General features: G+C 46.6%; 14 protein-coding genes and 1 tRNA gene. All 15 read left to right on the top strand.

The genetic code is table 11. The features are described 5' to 3' along the window. Positions 1-2: 2 nt before the first annotated feature. The gene (gene tuf / locus OEU88_RS17425) at positions 3-1,193 is read left to right on the top strand and encodes an elongation factor Tu (RefSeq protein ID WP_262695641.1); all 1,191 of its coding nucleotides are present in this window, start codon (positions 3-5) and stop codon (positions 1,191-1,193) included. Positions 1,194-1,366: 173 nt separating this feature from the next. Next, positions 1,367-1,442 (top strand) — tRNA-Trp (locus OEU88_RS17420). A gap of 108 nt (positions 1,443-1,550) precedes the next feature. Then, positions 1,551-1,748: a preprotein translocase subunit SecE gene (secE, locus tag OEU88_RS17415; protein WP_262696489.1), complete on the top strand. Its 198-nt coding sequence runs from the start codon at positions 1,551-1,553 to the stop codon at positions 1,746-1,748. 1 nt (position 1,749) lies between these two features. Then, a complete protein-coding gene (gene nusG / locus OEU88_RS17410) occupies positions 1,750-2,286 on the top strand; it encodes a transcription termination/antitermination protein NusG (protein ID WP_262696488.1) in 537 nt (178 codons plus the stop codon). Positions 2,287-2,390: 104 nt separating this feature from the next. Then, positions 2,391-2,819, top strand: coding sequence for a 50S ribosomal protein L11 (gene rplK, locus OEU88_RS17405; protein WP_262696487.1), 429 nt, complete (start codon positions 2,391-2,393; stop codon positions 2,817-2,819). A 4-nt stretch (positions 2,820-2,823) separates the two neighbouring features. Continuing rightward, positions 2,824-3,522 (top strand): 50S ribosomal protein L1, encoded by a 699-nt coding sequence (gene rplA / locus OEU88_RS17400; RefSeq protein ID WP_262696486.1) that lies wholly within the window; start codon positions 2,824-2,826, stop codon positions 3,520-3,522. A 357-nt stretch (positions 3,523-3,879) separates the two neighbouring features. Beyond that, positions 3,880-4,395: a 50S ribosomal protein L10 gene (rplJ, locus tag OEU88_RS17395; RefSeq protein WP_262696485.1), complete on the top strand. Its 516-nt coding sequence runs from the start codon at positions 3,880-3,882 to the stop codon at positions 4,393-4,395. 93 nt (positions 4,396-4,488) lie between these two features. Continuing rightward, positions 4,489-4,860, top strand: a complete 372-nt coding sequence (gene rplL, locus OEU88_RS17390; protein ID WP_262696484.1) for a 50S ribosomal protein L7/L12 — start codon at positions 4,489-4,491, stop codon at positions 4,858-4,860. Between the two features lie 227 nt (positions 4,861-5,087). Next, a complete protein-coding gene (gene rpoB / locus OEU88_RS17385; RefSeq protein ID WP_262696483.1) occupies positions 5,088-9,188 on the top strand; it encodes a DNA-directed RNA polymerase subunit beta in 4,101 nt (1,366 codons plus the stop codon). A 130-nt stretch (positions 9,189-9,318) separates the two neighbouring features. Beyond that, positions 9,319-13,524 carry a DNA-directed RNA polymerase subunit beta' gene (rpoC, locus tag OEU88_RS17380; RefSeq protein ID WP_262696482.1) on the top strand — a complete coding sequence of 1,402 codons (4,206 nt, stop codon included), beginning with the start codon at positions 9,319-9,321 and terminating at the stop codon, positions 13,522-13,524. A 214-nt stretch (positions 13,525-13,738) separates the two neighbouring features. Further along, the gene (locus OEU88_RS17375; protein ID WP_262696481.1) at positions 13,739-15,754 is read left to right on the top strand and encodes an LTA synthase family protein; all 2,016 of its coding nucleotides are present in this window, start codon (positions 13,739-13,741) and stop codon (positions 15,752-15,754) included. Between the two features lie 420 nt (positions 15,755-16,174). Beyond that, a complete protein-coding gene (rpsL, locus tag OEU88_RS17370; protein ID WP_262696480.1) occupies positions 16,175-16,546 on the top strand; it encodes a 30S ribosomal protein S12 in 372 nt (123 codons plus the stop codon). Between the two features lie 21 nt (positions 16,547-16,567). Further along, positions 16,568-17,038, top strand: coding sequence for a 30S ribosomal protein S7 (gene rpsG, locus OEU88_RS17365; RefSeq protein WP_262696479.1), 471 nt, complete (start codon positions 16,568-16,570; stop codon positions 17,036-17,038). Positions 17,039-17,065: 27 nt separating this feature from the next. Beyond that, a complete protein-coding gene (gene fusA, locus OEU88_RS17360; RefSeq protein WP_262696478.1) occupies positions 17,066-19,147 on the top strand; it encodes an elongation factor G in 2,082 nt (693 codons plus the stop codon). 66 nt (positions 19,148-19,213) lie between these two features. Then, on the top strand, positions 19,214-20,404 hold the full coding sequence (gene tuf / locus OEU88_RS17355) for an elongation factor Tu (protein WP_262695641.1): 1,191 nt from the start codon (positions 19,214-19,216) through the stop codon (positions 20,402-20,404). Position 20,405: the final 1 nt, after the last annotated feature.

Raw genomic sequence — 20,405 nt, 5'->3', positions numbered from 1 at the left:
CAATGGCAAAAGAGAAGTTTGAACGTAATAAGCCGCACTGTAATGTTGGAACGATTGGTCACGTTGACCATGGTAAGACGACATTGACGGCAGCGATTACGAAAGTATTGGCGGAATCAAGCGGCGGTGAAGCTGTAGATTTTGCGAACATCGACAAAGCTCCAGAGGAGCGCGAGCGCGGTATCACTATTTCAACGGCTCACGTTGAGTATGAAACAGCAGCACGTCACTATGCACACGTTGATTGCCCGGGTCACGCTGACTATGTGAAGAACATGATCACTGGTGCGGCACAGATGGACGGTGGTATCCTTGTTGTGAACGCAGCAGATGGCCCAATGCCACAAACACGCGAGCACATCCTGCTTGCGCGTCAGGTTGGTGTGCCGGCACTTGTTGTTTTCATGAACAAAGTTGACCAGGTAGACGACGAAGAGCTTCTAGAGCTTGTTGAGATGGAAATTCGCGAGCTTCTAAGCGAGTATGATTTCCCTGGTGATGATATTCCAATCATTGCTGGTTCAGCACTTGCGGCTCTTGAAGGTCGTGACGCAAACATCGGCGCTGAGAAAATCCTTGAGCTGATGGCTGCTGTTGATGAGTACATCCCACAGCCGGACCGTGCTGTTGACGGTGCGTTCCTGATGCCTGTAGAGGACGTGTTCTCTATCTCTGGTCGTGGTACAGTGGCTACTGGCCGTGTTGAGCGTGGTATCGTGAAAGTTGGCGAAGAGATTGAAATCGTTGGCATCAAGGAAACTGCGAAAACAACAGTAACTGGTGTTGAAATGTTCCGTAAGCTTCTCGATCAAGGTGAAGCAGGCGATAACATTGGCGCATTGCTACGTGGTGTTGGTCGTGAAGAGATTGAGCGTGGTCAGGTTCTGGCGCACACTGGTTCAATCACACCGCACACGAAGTTCACTGCAGAGACATACATTCTGACAAAAGAAGAGGGTGGCCGTCACACGCCGTTCTTTGCGAATTACCGTCCACAGTTCTACTTCCGTACAACTGATGTGACAGGTAATGTTGAGCTTCCTTCCGGTACAGAGATGGTTATGCCGGGTGATAACGTGAACCTGACAGTTCAGTTGATTGCACCGATTGCAATGGACGAAGGTCTGCGCTTCGCTATCCGTGAAGGCGGCCGTACCGTTGGTGCTGGCGTCGTCGCTAAAATTATCGAATAATTACAATATGTAATTGATAATGGGTCGGCTTTGTCGGCCCATTTTTATGCCCGGGTAACCTGGTAGTTTTTCCGTTGGTTTGAAATCAATTTATCAATGGCAAAAAAAGTACTTGCATGACGGGGAGTTGGCTAGTAAACCGCACCCCTCATGAACACGACCTAACCGGCTTTAGGGGCGTAGCTCAGTTGGTAGAGCACCGGTCTCCAAAACCGGGTGCCGTGGGTTCGAGTCCCTCCGCCCCTGCCAGGGTTTTGGTCGTGAGCCACGAAGGTGGTGAAAAATGATAAGGGTTTGTTAAGCCTGCGGTTTTTAGATTTGACCGTGGGCTTGTTGAGTGAAAGAAGGACAAGGATTATGGCAAAGACCACTCCAGGTGAGTTTACCCGGCAGGTCCGTCAGGAAGCGTCTAAGGTGACGTGGCCGACACCTCGTGAGGCGGGAATCACCTCTGTAATGGTGTTTGTTATGGTTGTTATCATGTCTGTATTTTTTCTTGGTGTTGACTTTTTGCTGAACGCGGGCGTTCAGAAGTTGCTCGGTTTCGGAGGCTAAGGTGGCAAAATCTCGCTGGTACATCCTGCACGCTTACTCTGGCTTCGAGGCCAAGGTTGCTAATGCTATTAAAGAGCAGGCGATCCATCAAGGTTTAGACGCTTTGGTTGATGAGGTCATTGTTCCGACCGAGGAAGTGATCGAAGTTCGCAAGGGCAAGAAGGTTACTTCTGAGAAGAAGTTCTTTCCGGGTTATGTGTTGATCAAGATGGTTTTGACGGATGACACATATCACTTGGCTAGCAGTCATGCGAAAGTGACAGGCTTTCTTGGTGCGCAGGGTCGCCCAAGTCCTATCTCCGACGCTGAGGCAGCGCGCATTCTTAATCAGGTTGAGGAAGGCGTTGATCGTCCTCGTCCTAATATCGTTTACGAAATTGGCGAAGAAGTGCAGGTTACCGATGGTCCATTCTCCAGCTTTAATGGTGTTGTTGAGGATGTTGACGAAGATCGTGCGCGTTTGAAGGTTTCTGTATCAATCTTCGGTCGAGCTACACCGGTTGAACTTGAGTATACGCAGGTTGAGAAGATTACATAATTTGGAGCTTTGCTCCGAAGTCGTGCGGGAGGCAAGCCATTTGCCGCACCGCGCACCCTAAAATGAGCGTTTTGCGCTCTGATAGTTTTTAGAAGGGAACTAAAATGGCGAAGAAGATAAGTGGCTACCTGAAGCTTCAGGTGCCGGCGGGGCAAGCTAACCCGTCACCTCCTATTGGTCCTGCGCTTGGACAGCGTGGCGTCAATATTATGGAATTTTGTAAGGCGTTTAACGCTGCAACGCAGAAAATGGAGCCAGGTTCACCTTGCCCAACTATTCTGACAATATATGCAGACAAGTCTTTCACGTTTGTTATCAAGACACCTCCGGCATCATTCTTCTTGAAGAAAGCTGCTGGCCTTAAGTCTGGTGGCGCTGAGCCTGGGCGTGCTGTCGCTGGCTCTGTGACAAGAGAACAAGTGCGTGAAATCGCAGAAGCTAAAATGGTAGACCTGAGCGCTAATGACATCGATGCGGCAATGCTAATCATCGAAGGTTCTGCGCGCTCTATCGGCCTTGAAGTGAAGGGCTAGTCAGATGGCAAAATTAGGTAAACGTTTGAAAAAAGCTTGGGACGGTCTTGATCGTGAGAAGCTATATACTGTTGAAGGCGCTGTTAAAGAGCTGAAAGCGCGCTCAGCAACTAAGTTTGATGAGACTTTCGAGGTATCAATGAATTTGGGTGTTGACCCGCGTCACGCTGACCAGATGGTTCGCGGCGTTGTGTCATTGCCGCATGGTACAGGTAAAACTTTGCGTGTCGCTGTATTTGCTAAAGGCCCTAAGGCTGAAGAAGCAACTGCTGCTGGTGCTGACATTGTTGGCGCTGAAGACCTGATGGAAGATGTGCAAAAAGGTAACATGAACTTTGATCGTGTTATTGCAACGCCTGACATGATGGGTGTTGTTGGCCGTCTTGGTAAGGTTCTTGGTCCTAAAGGTCTGATGCCAAACCCTAAGCTGGGCACTGTGACAATGGACGTTAAAGGCGCCGTTGAAGCAGCGAAAGCTGGTCAGGTTGAGTATCGTGTTGAAAAAGCCGGTATCATTCACGGTGGTGTTGGTAAAGCGAGCTTTAAAGAAGATCAGATCATTGAGAATGTTTCTGCATTCATCACTGCTGTGATCAAAGCGAAGCCAACTGGCGCTAAAGGTACTTACGTTAAGCGTGTTGGCGTGACGACAACAATGGGCCCTGGCCTTAAGATTGACGTTGCATCGCTTGAAGCAAGTTAATTAGAAATTTGCACCGGTTTATCCGGTGCAATCATTCAGGTGGTTGTTTTACCTGAGTGGGAGTAACTGTCCGAGATTGCAGGTGTTGCGGCGTGTGTTTCTAGTATTAGACCGCTGTAATTTAAAAGAAGTAATTGTCGCAAAATTACGGCCTGCATGAGATGGGGTTTAGAATTATTGGCTTGTGATCTTTGAATTACAGGCTGGTTGTGCGGTTCTAACGAGGTTGGATGTTATCCATCTTGCGCCCTGGACAGGGAGTGTACATACCGGATCGCTTATCCAGTGTGTATGTGGCTCAAATAACGGAGCTTGGATGCCTAAGGGCTAAAAGCTCCAAAGTCGGAGACGAGAAAAGTGGAAAGAGCCGAAAAGCAGGAAATGGTTACATCCTTGCATGAAGTTTTCTCTGATGCAGCGTCAATTGTCGTAGTTCATTATGATGGTTTGACTGTATCTGAGATTACTGCACTGCGTTCACAGATGCGCGAAGTTGGCGCGTCGCTGAAGGTGACCAAGAACCGGCTGACTCGTCTTGCGCTTAAAGGCACCAATTATGAAGGCATTTCGGATCTGTTTACTGGTCCGACGGCTATTGGCTATGCTGATGACCCAGTTTCAGCACCTAGCGCTCTTGCTAAATTCGCTAAAGGAAACGACAAGCTTCGTATTCTTGGCGGTGGCATGGGTGATACGGTTCTGGATCAATCTGGCGTTAAAGCACTGGCTGAACTGCCGTCTCTGGACGAGCTTCGCGGCAAACTTGTGGGTATCCTACAAGCTCCTGCTCAGAAACTCGCGGCTGTTACGCAGGCTCCTGCGGGTCAATTGGCCCGTGTCTTCAGTGCCTATGGCAATAAAGACGCAGCTTAATGGAACTTTGAGCAGCTCATTTGTGGCTGCTTGACATATGCAATGTGAAACGCGGGACCTTATAAACGGACCGTAAAACTTGGAGTAAGTAATATGGCTGACCTTAATAAGTTGGTTGACGACCTATCTGCCCTGACAGTAATTGAAGCCGCTGAGCTTTCAACAATGCTTGAAGAAAAATGGGGCGTATCTGCTGCTGCACCTGTTGCAGTTGCTGCTGCTGGCGGCGCTGCTGCTGAAGCTGTAGAAGAGAAAGACGAATTTGACGTTGTTCTGACTGCCGCTGGCGAGAAGAAAATCAACGTTATTAAAGAAGTACGTGCGATCACTGGTCTTGGCCTCAAAGAAGCTAAAGACATGGTTGAAGGTGCTCCTAAGACAGTTAAAGAAGCAGCTCCTAAAGCTGAAGCTGAAGAGCTTAAAGCTAAGCTTGAAGCTGCGGGCGCTTCTGTTGAGCTTAAGTAATTTCTTAAGCGATACGAACTACAGGTCGGGAGTGAAATTCGCTCCCGGCCTTTCGGCGTCCTTGGGGTAGGGACTGAAATTACCCTTTTTGATGTGTTGCATGGTCAATATATCAAAATATTACAGAATTTAGAGATGTAGGGATATTGCCTAGATCTCATTGGTAGCCAAGATAGGCGCACGGCGGTGTGCTTGACGGGCGAAACATTAAGAAACGAGGGCGAAGCATGGCGACTTCATTCACTGGTCGTAAGCGTGTGCGTAAGGATTTTGGTCACATTGAAGAAGTGAGCCAAATGCCAAACCTGATTCAGGTTCAGCGTCAATCCTACGATAAATTCTTCCGGGCTGATGCTACGGAAGAAGAGCGTTTAAACTCTGGTCTTGAGAAAGTACTGAAATCAGTCTTTCCTATTCAAGATTTTTCGAATACGGCCTCGCTTGAGTATGTAAAATACGAGCTAGAGAAGCCAAAGTACGATGTGGAAGAATGTCAGCAGCGCGATATGACTTATGCTGCGCCACTGCGTGTAACGCTGCGTCTCATCGTATTTGAAATTGATCCTGAAACAGAAGCCAAATCTGTTCTGGATATCAAAGAGCAAGACGTTTACATGGGCGATCTGCCGATGATGACTGACAATGGTACGTTTGTTGTTAACGGCACCGAGCGTGTTATTGTTAGCCAAATGCACCGTTCACCGGGCGTTTTCTTCGATCATGACCGCGGTAAAAGCCATAGCTCGGGCAAGTTTTTGTTTGCTGCTCGTGTTATACCTTATCGTGGTTCATGGCTTGATCTTGAATTTGATATCAAAGACATCGTGAATGTGCGCATCGACCGCCGTCGGAAGCTGCCTGCGACAACGCTTTTGTATGCACTGGGTATGGGTGCTGAAGATATTCTGTCTTATTTTTATGAGACTGTATCTTTCCGCCGTGCTGAAGGTGGATGGCGTATGCCTTTCCGCGCTGAAAATTGGCGCGGTCAAAAACCTGTATTTGATCTGGTTGATGCGGATTCAGGTGAAGTTGTTGTTGAGGCTGGTAAAAAGATTACGCCGCGCCTTGGTAAGAAACTCGAGAATGGTGGCGTTGAAGCCATTTTGGTTCCCGATGAGCAAATTCTTGGTCGTTTTGCGGCGAAAGATATGGTTAACGGTAACACTGGTGCAATTTATGTTGAAGCCGGTGAAGAGCTCTCTGAAGAGATCATTGCTGAACTTTCTGCGGCTGGCTACGATGAAGTGGAAGTGCTGGACACTGAGGGTGTTGCTGTCGGACCATATATTCGTAACACATTGATGGCTGACAAAGTTGAAAGCCACGATGCTGCGCTTGCTGAAATCTATAAAGTGATGCGTCCAGGTGAGCCACCAACAAAAGAAACTGCTGACGCGCTATTCTATGGTTTGTTCTTTGACCCCGAGCGTTATGACTTGTCAGACGTAGGGCGTGTGAAAATGAACGTGCGTTTGAACGTTGAATGTGAAGACACGGTTGGCACCTTGCGCCGCGAAGACATTCTTCAAACGGTTAAAACACTGGTTGAACTGAAAGACGGTAAAGGCGAGATCGACGATATTGATCACCTTGGTAACCGCCGTGTTCGCTCAGTGGGTGAGTTGATGGAAAACCAATACCGTATTGGTCTTCTTCGCATGGAACGTGCAATTCGTGAGCGTATGTCGTCTGTGGATATCGACACTGTAATGCCGCATGATTTGATCAACGCGAAGCCGGTTGTTGCATCTGTTCGTGAATTCTTTGGCTCATCACAACTTTCACAGTTTATGGATCAAACAAATCCACTGTCGGAAATTACGCACAAACGCCGTATGTCCGCGCTTGGCCCTGGTGGCTTGACGCGTGAACGCGCAGGCTTTGAAGTACGTGATGTACACCCAACGCATTATGGCCGGATCTGCCCGATCGAGACACCGGAGGGTCCAAACATTGGTTTGATTAACTCTCTGGCGACTTACGCGCAGGTTAACAAGTACGGCTTTATTGAGAGCCCGTACCGTAAGGTTGAAAACGGCGTTGTTTCAGACGAAGTGATTTATCTTTCTGCAATGGAAGAAGCCAAATATACGGTTGCACAAGCAAATGCTGAACTGACTGATAAAAATACGTTCGCTAACGATCTTGTTTCATGTCGTCAGGCTGGCGAGTTTGTGATGATCCGTCCAGATTTAATTAACCTGATGGACGTATCACCCAAGCAGCTCGTATCTGTTGCGGCATCGCTTATTCCTTTCCTTGAAAACGATGATGCGAACCGCGCACTCATGGGTTCAAACATGCAACGTCAAGCCGTGCCTTTGGTACGTGCGGAAGCGCCGTTTGTTGGTACAGGCATGGAAGCAGTGGTTGCTCGTGACAGTGGTGCTGCAATTGCCGCACGCCGTACAGGTATCGTTGAGCAAGTGGATGCAACACGGATCGTTATTCGTGCAACAGAAGAAGTTGATCCTGGTAAGTCTGGTGTGGATATTTACACGCTTCAGAAATTCCAGCGTTCAAACCAAAACACCTGCATTAATCAGCGTCCGCTTGTAAAAGTGGGTGACCTTATTAAGCAAGGCGACATCATTTGTGATGGTCCATCAACAGAGCTTGGTGAACTGGCTCTTGGTCGTAACGCACTCGTAGCGTTCATGCCTTGGAATGGTTACAACTTTGAAGATTCGATCCTTATTTCCGAGCGTATCGTTAAAGAGGATGTATTTACGTCTATTCACATCGAGGAATTCGAAGTGATGGCGCGCGATACGAAGCTTGGCCCAGAGGAAATCACACGTGATATTCCAAATGTGGGTGAAGAAGGCCTCAAGAGCCTTGATGAAGCCGGTATTGTATACATTGGTGCCGAGGTTCACCCTGGTGATATTCTTGTTGGTAAGATTACGCCAAAAGGCGAAAGCCCGATGACACCGGAAGAAAAACTTCTGCGTGCTATCTTTGGTGAAAAAGCTTCTGATGTTCGTGATACGTCTATGCGTTTGCCGCCTGGCGTTGCTGGTACAGTTGTTGAGGTTCGTGTGTTTAACCGCCACGGCGTGGACAAAGACGAACGTGCGCTAACAATTGAACGTGAAGAAATTGACCGTCTGACAAAAGACCGTGAAGATGAGCGCGTAATTCTTGAGCGCAGCATCTATGGTCGTCTTGGGCCTTGGTTACTTGGTAAGAAAATTACCGCTGGTAACAAGGACATGAAAAAAGGCACGGTTATCACTGAAGAAGGCTTGGCTGAATTGCCACGTATTCAGTGGTGGGATCTGGCTGTTGATGATGACGAGACAATGTCTAACATTGAAGCGCTTCGTAAACAGTTTGACGAATCTAAAGGCCAATTGCAGCATCGCTTCGACGAAAAAATCGAGAAGCTGCAGCGCGGTGATGAACTGCCACCTGGTGTTCTGAAGATGGTTAAGGTTTTTGTTGCTGTGAAGCGTAAGCTTCAACCTGGTGATAAAATGGCTGGTCGTCACGGCAACAAAGGTGTGATTTCACGCATTATGCCGCAAGAAGACATGCCGCACCTTGAAGACGGTACACCTGTTGATGTGGTTCTAAACCCTCTTGGTGTTCCATCACGCATGAACGTGGGGCAGATTCTTGAAACGCACCTTGGTTGGGCTTCTCGTGGTCTTGGTCGTCAGATCGATACAATGCTTGAAAATTACCGTCATGGTCAGGCGCAAGTTGAAGATTTCCGTACGAAGTTTAAAGACATCTACGGTGATGAGCAGTTTGATGAAGATGTTAAAGATCTAGACGATGATCAAATCCTTGAGCTTGCAGGTAATCTAACGAGCGGTGTTCCGATGGGGACGCCTGTGTTCGACGGCGCCGTTGAAGCAGACATTGTTACAATGCTTGAAAAGTCAGAACTGAACAGTTCTGGTCAGGTTGATTTGTATGATGGACGTACAGGTGAGAAGTTCGATCGTAAGGTAACGGTTGGTTACATTTACATGCTGAAACTTCACCACCTTGTGGACGATAAAATCCACGCACGTTCAATCGGCCCATACAGCCTTGTGACGCAACAACCATTGGGTGGTAAAGCTCAGTTTGGTGGGCAGCGCTTCGGTGAGATGGAAGTGTGGGCGCTTCAAGCATATGGTGCAGCTTATACCTTGCAAGAGATGCTGACTGTGAAGTCGGATGACGTGCAGGGACGTACCAAAGTGTATGAAGCGATTGTGCGCGGTGATGACAGCTTTGAGGCAGGTATCCCAGAATCCTTTAACGTTCTTGTTAAGGAAATGAGATCACTGTGTCTGAATGTTGAGTTGATCACAGGGACTGATGAATAGGGCGAAAGCCTGATAACCGGGTGGCGCGTGATAGTGTCACCCAGCTTGCTTGACGGCAGGCACTGATTTCTGAAAGGCGATGGGAGCAGGTGATACTGTGCCCTTAGCAATTTGAAGAGAGATACCGGACATGAACCAAGAAGTGATGAAATACTTCAATCCGAACCAGAAACCTGACACGTTTGACCAGATTCAAATATCTGTCGCGTCACCAGAGCGCATTCGCTCATGGTCTTTTGGTGAAATTAAAAAGCCGGAAACAATCAATTATCGGACATTTAAGCCCGAAAAAGATGGTTTGTTCTGTGCGCGTATCTTTGGTCCTGTAAAAGATTACGAATGTTTGTGCGGTAAATATAAGCGCATGAAATATCGCGGCATTATCTGTGAGAAATGCGGCGTTGAAGTAACACTGTCTAAAGTACGCCGCGAGCGCATGGGGCACATTGATCTTGCTGCACCGGTTGCGCATATCTGGTTCCTGAAATCATTGCCGAGCCGCATCGGTTTGTTGCTTGATCTCACACTTAAAGATCTGGAGCGTGTTCTTTACTTCGAATATTATGTGGTTGTTGAACCTGGCCTTACGCCGCTCAAGCAATTCCAGTTACTATCTGAAGAAGACTTTTACCGTGCGCAAGACGAATACGGTGAAGATAGTTTCACTGCAGGTATTGGTGCTGAGGCAATTCGCAAGCTTCTTGAGGCAGTTGACCTTGAAGGCGAGCGTGAAAAGCTTCTCGTAGAGCTTGCTGAGACCAAATCTGAGTTGAAGCCCAAGAAAATTGTTAAGCGCCTTAAGGTAATTGAGGCATTCATCGATTCTGGTAACCGTCCAGAATGGATGATTTTGCAAGTTGTGCCGGTTATTCCGCCAGAGTTGCGCCCATTGGTGCCATTGGATGGTGGTCGTTTCGCGACATCAGATTTGAATGATCTATATCGCCGCGTTATCAACCGTAACAATCGTTTGAAGCGTTTGATCGAGCTGCGCGCGCCAGACATCATCATTCGTAACGAGAAGCGGATGTTGCAAGAATCAGTTGATGCTTTGTTCGACAATGGTCGTCGTGGTCGTACTATTACTGGTGCGAACAAACGTCCATTGAAGTCACTTTCAGATATGCTGAAAGGTAAGCAAGGTCGTTTCCGTCAGAACTTGCTTGGTAAGCGTGTTGATTATTCTGGTCGTTCGGTGATCGTTGTTGGTCCTGAGCTGAAACTTCATCAGTGTGGCTTGCCGAAGAAGATGGCACTTGAGCTATTCAAGCCGTTTATTTATTCGCGCCTCGATAAAAAAGGTATCGCAACAACAATTAAAGCTGCCAAGAAGCTTGTGGAAAAAGAACGCCGCGAAGTTTGGGATATTCTGGATGAAGTGATCCGAGAACACCCTGTGATGCTGAACCGCGCGCCAACACTTCACCGTCTTGGTATTCAGGCGTTTGAGCCTGTATTGATTGAAGGTAAAGCTATTCAGCTGCACCCACTTGTTTGTGCTGCATTTAACGCCGACTTTGACGGTGATCAAATGGCTGTTCACGTGCCGCTTTCTATCGAAGCACAATTGGAAGCACGGGTTCTGATGATGTCAACGAACAACATCCTCAGCCCTGCAAACGGTAAACCGATTATTGTGCCATCGCAGGATATTGTCCTGGGTCTATATTACATGACCATGCAGCGCGAAGGTGATGTTGGCGAAGGCAAAGCCTATGCTGATTTTGATGAAGTGCAATTTGCTTTGGATGGCGGCGCTATTACGTTGCATAGTAAAATTACGGCACGTGTTGCTGCAATTGATGCTGAAGGCAATGAAACTACAATCCGTGTTGACACAACGCCGGGCCGTATGTTGCTGGGTCGTCATTTGCCATTGCACAAAAATGTACCGTATAGCCTGATTAACCGTCAGTTGACCAAGAAAGAAATCACGGAAGTGATTGACGTTGTTTACCGTCACTGTGGTCAGAAAACGACGGTTCTATTTGCTGATGGTATTATGGGCGAAGGCTTTAAACGCGCATGTGATGCCGGTATTTCGTTTGGTAAAGATGACATGATCATCCCTGCAGCTAAAGTAGAGCTTGTAGATGAAACGAAAGCGCTCGTTAAAGAATATGAAGAGCAGTATCAGGACGGTCTGATCACGCAAGGTGAGAAGTACAACAAAGTTGTTGATGCTTGGGCACAGTGTGGTGACAAAGTTGCGGACGCAATGATGAAGGGTATGGAGCGAACAGAAATTGACGAGAATGGTCGTCAAACTGATCTGAACTCTGTATTTATGATGGCACACTCCGGTGCACGTGGTTCTGCCGCACAGATGAAACAGCTTGCTGGTATGCGCGGCTTGATGGCGAAACCTTCTGGTGAGATTATTGAAACACCAATTATCTCAAACTTTAAAGAAGGCTTGTCAGTTCTTGAGTACTTCAACAGCTCGCACGGTGCACGTAAAGGTCTTGCCGATACTGCGCTGAAAACTGCGAACTCTGGTTACTTGACGCGTCGTTTGGTTGATGTGTCTCAAGACTGCGTAATTGTTGAGCGCGATTGTGGTACTCAACGCGGTATTACTATCGATGAAGTTTCTGAGGGCGGCGATGTTCTTGTTCCTCTGTCAGAACGTATTCTAGGGCGTAGCCTGTCGCTTGATGTGAATGACCCGATTAGCGGCGAAATCATGTTCGAGGCAGGTACTTTGCTTGATGAAGTTAAGTCTGACGCAATTGAAACGGCTGGCTTTGCGGAAGTGAAAATTCGCTCTGTACTGACATGTGAAACCAAAGGCGGTGTTTGCGGTACGTGTTATGGCCGCGACCTTGCGCGTGGTACACCTGTTAATATGGGTGAAGCAGTTGGTGTTATTGCTGCACAGTCAATTGGTGAGCCTGGTACACAGCTTACGATGCGTACGTTCCACATTGGTGGCGCTGCAACGGTAAATGCGGAATCAGCGGTTGAATCGTCTGCAGACGGTAAAGTGCGGATTGATAATCGCAACGTTATTGTCGACAGCAAAGGTCGCAAGGTTGTGATGAGCCGCAATATGGAAGTTGTTGTGGTTGACGATGAGGGTCGTGATCGTGCGAAGCACCGTTTGGCTTATGGTTCTCACTTGTTCAAAGACGAAGGTGATATGGTTGTTAAAGGCGAGAAACTCGCTGAATGGGATCCATACACTGTTCCGATCATCACAGAACAATCAGGTATTGTACGTTACGTTGACCTAGTAGACGGTGTTTCCGTTAAAGAAGTTGTTGATGAAGGTACAGGTATCGCCTCTAAGGTGGTGATGGACTGGCGTTCAGGTACAAAAGGTGCTGATCTTCGTCCACGTATTACTTTGCGGGATGAGAAAGACGAAGTGATCGAACTGGCTAATGGTACAGAAGCGCGTTACTTCCTTTCTGTTGAGGCAATTCTCTCAATTGAAGACGGAGGTCATGTTTCCGCTGGTGATGTGATTGCACGTATTCCTCGCGAAGCTGCCAAGACCAAAGATATTACCGGTGGTCTGCCACGTGTGGCTGAGTTGTTTGAAGCACGTCGTCCTAAAGACTGTGCCGTTATTGCTGATATCGATGGTATCGTTGAATTTGGCCGCGATTACAAAAACAAGCGACGTATCACTATTCGCCCACGCGAAGAAGATAAAGAGCCGGTTGAATATCTGGTGCCAAAAGGTAAGCACATCACCATTCAGGAAGGTGATTTCATCCAGCAGGGTGAGTACCTGATTGATGGTAATCCAGCGCCGCATGATATTTTGCAGGTTCTGGGCGTTGAAGCACTTGCTAACTATCTCGTGAAAGAAGTGCAGGACGTTTACCGCCTGCAAGGTGTGAAAATCAACGATAAGCACATTGAGGTGATTGTTCGCCAGATGCTGCAAAAAGTTGAGATTACGGCTTCTGGTGACAGTACTATGTTGCTTGGTGAGTTGATCGAACGTGAAGAGTTTGAAGAAAATAACGCCAAACTTGAAGCTGAAGGTCGCTTGCCAGCGAAAGGACATCCGATCCTGCTTGGTATCACGAAAGCAAGCTTGCAGACGCGTAGCTTTATTTCTGCTGCATCATTCCAAGAGACAACACGTGTTCTCACAGAAGCATCGGTTGCAGGTAAGAAAGACAAGCTGGTAGGCCTGAAAGAAAACGTGATCGTTGGTCGCCTAATTCCTGCAGGAACAGGCGCCGTGGTTAACAAGCTTCGCCACGAAGCTTTGCGCCGTGACCAGATTGCGCAGGCGGCTCAAGCCGCTGCTGAAGATACAATGTCAACAGCAGAAGCAGAGTTCGCTGCTGCAACGGATGGCAGTACTGATGCATAGCCTTTTGGTTGAGATGTAAAATATTAAAAGGCTCGCTCATGCGGGCCTTTTTTATTGATTGTGGTGTGATGGCTTCTAGTAGGAAGAAAGCTGCGCTTATTGGATCGTAGCGTCTAGCGTGTGTAAACACTATATTTTGAATTTACGCTCTAGTATAGACTTAGGAAAACTCTGTTAATTGCTACTTGATGCTGAAGAAACATAGGAGAGTGGTTTGAATACTGGGAATATTGGTGATGCACGACGGATTATTTTTATAGGGATTACTTTACTTGTTCTTTTTTTCTTTTCATCTGAAGCATTTCTTATTCATAAGACAGAGGCTTACTTTTTAGAAGATAGCCTTAATAAATATTTTTCTCTCTCTCAGTATTCTCAAGTATTTTATTACTTTGTTGGCGCCGTTATTAGTGATTTATTTTTTTATGGTACGTTAGCCGTAGGTGTTTTCTTTCTTTTATCTCGTGTATCTACTTTGAATATGGCTCAGAGGATAGCTACAATATTTTGCATTGTAGTATTCGGCTTTGTTTTAAATTTAGTCGTAAAATATGGAATTTTTTCTTATTTTGGTACCAAGTTTGACCTGCAGATTTTGAAGGAATTATCTGGTGGTGCATATGTAAATTTATTTCATACGATCGACGCTTATACAATGCTGTTGTCACTGTTGATGTTGGTGGTGACTATAGTTTTTTTTGGCGTTGTTTTGTATCTATTGCGTAATGTAAAACTCAATTTCATCATGGTTGGTCAAAAAAGGTTTATCGTAGCAGCCGTATGTTTTGGCTGGGTTATTATCGGCTTTTTGCATTTTAATCTCTATGGGGTTGATCGAGCACTTTGGCATGGCTTTTATAATAAAATGTCATACAGAGCCATAGACATTATACTTGCGAATCTTAGCGATTTTGATGGCGACGGCTATGGGCCTTTGACGCAACCTAAAGATCCGGATAATTTCTCAGCTAATGTGGAGCCATATGCTATTGAAATTCCGGACAATGGATTAGATGAGAATGGCATTGGCGGCGATTTAAAGCAGAGCTATGTGGAGGCGACTAAGCGTCAAATAAAAGAGCCGCTAAAATACAATGGTAATAACGTTATTTTGATTGTGGTTGAGTCGTTTAAAGTGGCCCCTGTAAATGCTGTTTACGATGGACAGGAAGCAATGCCCTTCTTCAATGAGTTAAAACGGAAGCATGCATACACTGATTGGGCAATATCTAACTATGGTGTAACATCGAGATCTATTCAGACGCTTTTTGCGGGGAAAACGCATTACAATAAAAATAGTATTTTCTTGTCGGATTTACTTAAGATGCAAGGATACTCTCTGTATGCAGTATCGGCGCAAAATGAAAATTGGGGTGACACAGCAGAATATATTAGACTTGCTGATTTTGATCATTTCTATGATGCTAAAAGTAAAGCTTGGAATCTCGATGAATTGTCAACATGGAAAAAGCTAACCAAAGAATTTGGCTTAAAGCTAAGAGGTGATGAGGTTAATGAAGAAGTGTTCTCGCTTCTTGACCAAAAACGCACACAACCATTTATGCTGTATATCAATTATCAAGAACTCCATTATCCTTACTTTAACGAGAAAATGGAAAAACACTTTATTAAAGAAGGTAACGTGCGATCTGGTTTTTTTGCGAAAGAAAATAAAGATCAAATATTCAGACAATATGCTAATGCTGCACGTAATTTAGATGCGCATATTGGTCATCTATTTGCTTACCTCGAAGAAAACAATTTAAGTAAGAATACGACCGTTGTGATCGTTGGTGATCACCCTGACTCGTTTTATGAAAATGATTTGCTTGGGCATGCTTGGGCGCTTGATAAATCACAGAGGCAAACACCGCTGATCATTGTTAACGGTAAAGGTGAGTATACATACCCTGTTGGCCAAGACGAGATAGCTGGGATAATAATGTCTTCATTAGATGCTTCTGTTGATGAAGGGCCTATTAAAATCTCTTTGGAGCCAAGCAAAACAATTTTTGAGCTAACAGGAACAATTAATAAACCTAGGCAAATTGCTTGGATCTCTCATGATGGCTTAAGTACGTACGATTTTATGACGGGACTTTTTCAGCTAAAAGAAGGCGAGGAATGGCAAAATCCGACCGCTTTTCGTGATGGTAGCGTGCACCAAACGGTATTTAAGTCGCTTGTGAACCGATGGGAGAGCGAGCTGTTGTTAAGTAAGAGTAATTAAATTAGTACATTAATATAATTTGCATTCCACATATTGCCTTCTTAAGTGTGTTTATTGATATTTAACATATTCGCGCAGGTATGTTTCAGTGTGAATGAATCAATGGAAGCGATTTAAGGACTTAAAAATCAATAATGCCTTTTTTGAGAGCAAGAATAATCCGTTTTTTGAAGATATTTATTCTTACGTGTTTTTTCATTGACGTTCCCAGCATTTCGCTGTAGTAAGCGCACCTCGCCAGAACTCAGGTGGTAGGTCAAATCGATCTAGACGCTGGGGTTTGCTGGCTAAGAGTAAACAATTGAATCGATTCAGGAAACCTGATTGGGGCAAGAATGCTGCCGATTAAGGTTGTTTTTGCTGCATGCAGTGCAGGTTTTCTGGAGTGATGGTGACAGAGAAAAACGGCAAGGAACAAGAATGCCTACCATTAACCAACTTGTGCGTAAGCCGCGCAAAGCCAAGCCAGCGCACAATAAAGTGCCAGCGCTTGAAGCATGTCCGCAAAAGCGCGGCGTGTGTACACGTGTTTATACAACAACACCAAAGAAGCCTAACTCAGCCCTGCGTAAAGTTGCACGTGTGCGTCTTTCAAATGGTCATGAGGTGACTTCATACATTGGTGGTGAGGGTCACAACCTTCAGGAACACTCAGTGATCCTGATTCGCGGTGGCCGTGTTAAAGATTTACCTGGTGTTCGCTACCACACTGTTCGTGGTGTGCTTGATACCCAGGGTGTTGCAGACCGTCGTCAGAGCCGTTCGAAATACGGCACGAAGCGTCCGAAGTAAGATTGAAAAAGGAAATACCGTATGTCTCGTCGTCATAGCGCAGAAAAACGCGACGTCCTGCCTGATCCGAAGTTCGGTGATGTGGTACTGACAAAATTTATGAATAGCCTTATGCTTGATGGTAAAAAATCTACTGCTGAGCGTATTGTTTATGGTGCTTTCGATAAAATGGAAGAACGTGCAAAATCTGATGCTCTCCCACTTTTTCATGAAGCTTTGGACAATGTGAAGCCTGCGATTGAGGTTCGTTCTCGTCGTGTTGGTGGCGCAACGTATCAGGTGCCTGTTGAGGTGCGTACTGAGCGTGCGCAAGCCTTGGCTATCCGCTGGTTGATTACTGCTGCACGTAAGCGCAACGAAACAACAATGGTTGATCGTTTGTCAGGTGAGCTGATGGATGCGTCCAACAATCGTGGCGGCGCTGTCAAAAAACGTGAAGATACGCACAAAATGGCAGAGGCTAACAAAGCTTTCTCCCATTATCGCTGGTAAGAGTTTAGAGAATAAGGAACTAGGTCCATGGCACGCAGAACGCCACTTGATCGTTATCGCAACATCGGCATCATGGCGCACATTGATGCAGGTAAAACGACAACTACAGAACGAGTTCTATATTATACTGGTCGTAGTCATAAAATCGGCGAAGTGCACGATGGTGGCGCGACGATGGATTGGATGGAGCAGGAGCAGGAGCGCGGTATTACAATTACGTCTGCTGCGACGACTTGTTTCTGGAATGATCATCGCATTAACATCATTGATACACCGGGACACGTTGACTTCACAATTGAAGTTGAGCGTTCGCTCCGTGTTCTCGATGGTGCTGTAGCAGTATTCGATTCTGTAGCTGGTGTTGAGCCGCAGTCTGAGACTGTGTGGCGTCAAGCTGATAAATACGGCGTTCCGCGCATGTGTTTTATCAACAAGATGGATCGCATGGGTGCAAACTTCGAGCGTTGTGTGGAGATGATCCGTGAGCGCCTTGGTGCGACAGCGCTTGTGGTTCAATTGCCTATCGGTGCTGAATCTGATTACGAAGGTTTGATTGACCTGATTAAGTACAAGGAAGTGCTTTGGAAGGGTGAGGATCTTGGTGCGTCATACGACTATATAGACATTCGCCCTGAGCTTGCTGATGCGGCTGAAGCTGCGCGCATGGAAATGATTGAAACTGCTGTTGAGGCTGACGAAGCGCTGATGGAAAAATACCTTGAAGGTGAAGATATCACTGAAGAGGAACTGAAGGCGGCTATTCGTAAAGGCACTAACGAGAACTTATTTGTTCCGGTTCTTAATGGTACTGCATTCAAGAACAAGGGTGTTCAGCCTCTTCTTGATGCGGTTGTTGATTTCATGCCTGCGCCAACTGATGTTGAGGCGATTAAAGGTGTGGATGCGCACGATAGTGAAAAAGAGATTGTTCGTAAGTCTGACGATGACGAGCCGTTTTCTGCTCTTGCGTTCAAAATCATGAATGACCCATTTGTGGGTACGCTTACTTTCTGTCGGATATACTCCGGTATTCTTGAGACTGGTACGCAGGTAATGAACTCTGTGAAGCAGCGTAAAGAAAAAGTTGGTCGTATGCTTGAAATGCACGCGAATAACCGGGAAGACCTTAAGGAAGCGCGCGCTGGTGATATTGTTGCGCTTGCTGGTTTGAAGTCTACGACAACAGGTGACACGCTTTGCGCAAACAATTCTCAGGTTATTCTTGAGCGCATGGAGTTCCCTGATCCGGTTATTTCTGTTGCTGTTGAGCCTAAGACAAAAGCTGACCAAGAAAAAATGGGTATTGCTCTTAATCGCTTGGCTGCTGAAGATCCAAGTTTCCGTGTAGCGTCTGATGAAGAGTCAGGGCAAACGGTTATTTCTGGCATGGGCGAGCTGCATCTTGATATCTTGGTTGATCGCATGAAGCGTGAGTTCAAGGTTGAGTGTACGGTTGGTGCGCCTCAGGTGGCTTACCGTGAGAGCTTTGCTAAAGAAGTTGATATTGATTACACGCACAAGAAACAGTCTGGTGGTTCTGGGCAGTTTGGCCGTGTGAAAATGGTTGTTACTCCTGGTGAGCGTGGTTCTGGCTTTGAATTCATTGACGAAATCAAGGGTGGTAACATTCCAAAAGAATATATCCCTGGTGTTGAAAAAGGTATCAAGGATATTGCAGAGAGTGGTGCATTGATCGGTTTCCCGATTATCGATTTCTCTGTGCGCCTTTATGACGGTAGTTATCACGATGTAGATTCGAGCGTTCTAGCGTTTGAAATTGCAGGTCGCGGTGCTACCAGAGAAGCTGCTGCTCAAGCAGGCATCAGGCTTCTTGAACCAATTATGAAAGTTGAAGTTGTAACGCCGGAAGATTACATGGGCGATTGCATCGGCGACTTGAATAAACGTCGTGGTCAAATCCAGGGTTCTGAAACTCGTGGTCCGAACACGGTTATTAATGCAATGGTTCCGCTGGCGAACATGTTTGGTTACGTGAATGAGCTTCGCTCTTTCTCACAAGGCCGGGCTACGTTCTCTATGCAATTTGACCATTACGACGGAGTACCACAAGCGGTTGCTGAAGAGATCAAAGCAAAACTTGCGGGCTAAGAAAAAACATAAGCACTAATTAGGGATCCCTTGGTAAATCAAGGGCCGATAGAAAGGTAGACTACAATGGCAAAAGAGAAGTTTGAACGTAATAAGCCGCACTGTAATGTTGGAACGATTGGTCACGTTGACCATGGTAAGACGACATTGACGGCAGCGATTACGAAAGTATTGGCGGAATCAAGCGGCGGTGAAGCTGTAGATTTTGCGAACATCGACAAAGCTCCAGAGGAGCGCGAGCGCGGTATCACTATTTCAACGGCTCACGTTGAGTATGAAACAGCAGCACGTCACTATGCACACGTTGATTGCCCGGGTCACGCTGACTATGTGAAGAACATGATCACTGGTGCGGCACAGATGGACGGTGGTATCCTTGTTGTGAACGCAGCAGATGGCCCAATGCCACAAACACGCGAGCACATCCTGCTTGCGCGTCAGGTTGGTGTGCCGGCACTTGTTGTTTTCATGAACAAAGTTGACCAGGTAGACGACGAAGAGCTTCTAGAGCTTGTTGAGATGGAAATTCGCGAGCTTCTAAGCGAGTATGATTTCCCTGGTGATGATATTCCAATCATTGCTGGTTCAGCACTTGCGGCTCTTGAAGGTCGTGACGCAAACATCGGCGCTGAGAAAATCCTTGAGCTGATGGCTGCTGTTGATGAGTACATCCCACAGCCGGACCGTGCTGTTGACGGTGCGTTCCTGATGCCTGTAGAGGACGTGTTCTCTATCTCTGGTCGTGGTACAGTGGCTACTGGCCGTGTTGAGCGTGGTATCGTGAAAGTTGGCGAAGAGATTGAAATCGTTGGCATCAAGGAAACTGCGAAAACAACAGTAACTGGTGTTGAAATGTTCCGTAAGCTTCTCGATCAAGGTGAAGCAGGCGATAACATTGGCGCATTGCTACGTGGTGTTGGTCGTGAAGAGATTGAGCGTGGTCAGGTTCTGGCGCACACTGGTTCAATCACACCGCACACGAAGTTCACTGCAGAGACATACATTCTGACAAAAGAAGAGGGTGGCCGTCACACGCCGTTCTTTGCGAATTACCGTCCACAGTTCTACTTCCGTACAACTGATGTGACAGGTAATGTTGAGCTTCCTTCCGGTACAGAGATGGTTATGCCGGGTGATAACGTGAACCTGACAGTTCAGTTGATTGCACCGATTGCAATGGACGAAGGTCTGCGCTTCGCTATCCGTGAAGGCGGCCGTACCGTTGGTGCTGGCGTCGTCGCTAAAATTATCGAATAAT

Origin of the sequence: Kordiimonas aquimaris, from assembly GCF_025574485.1 — a bacterium.
Classification (GTDB): Bacteria; Pseudomonadota; Alphaproteobacteria; order Sphingomonadales; family Kordiimonadaceae; genus Kordiimonas; species Kordiimonas aquimaris.
Note: the sequence above shows the minus strand (reverse complement) of the source record. Positions and strands in the feature narration are given on the sequence as shown.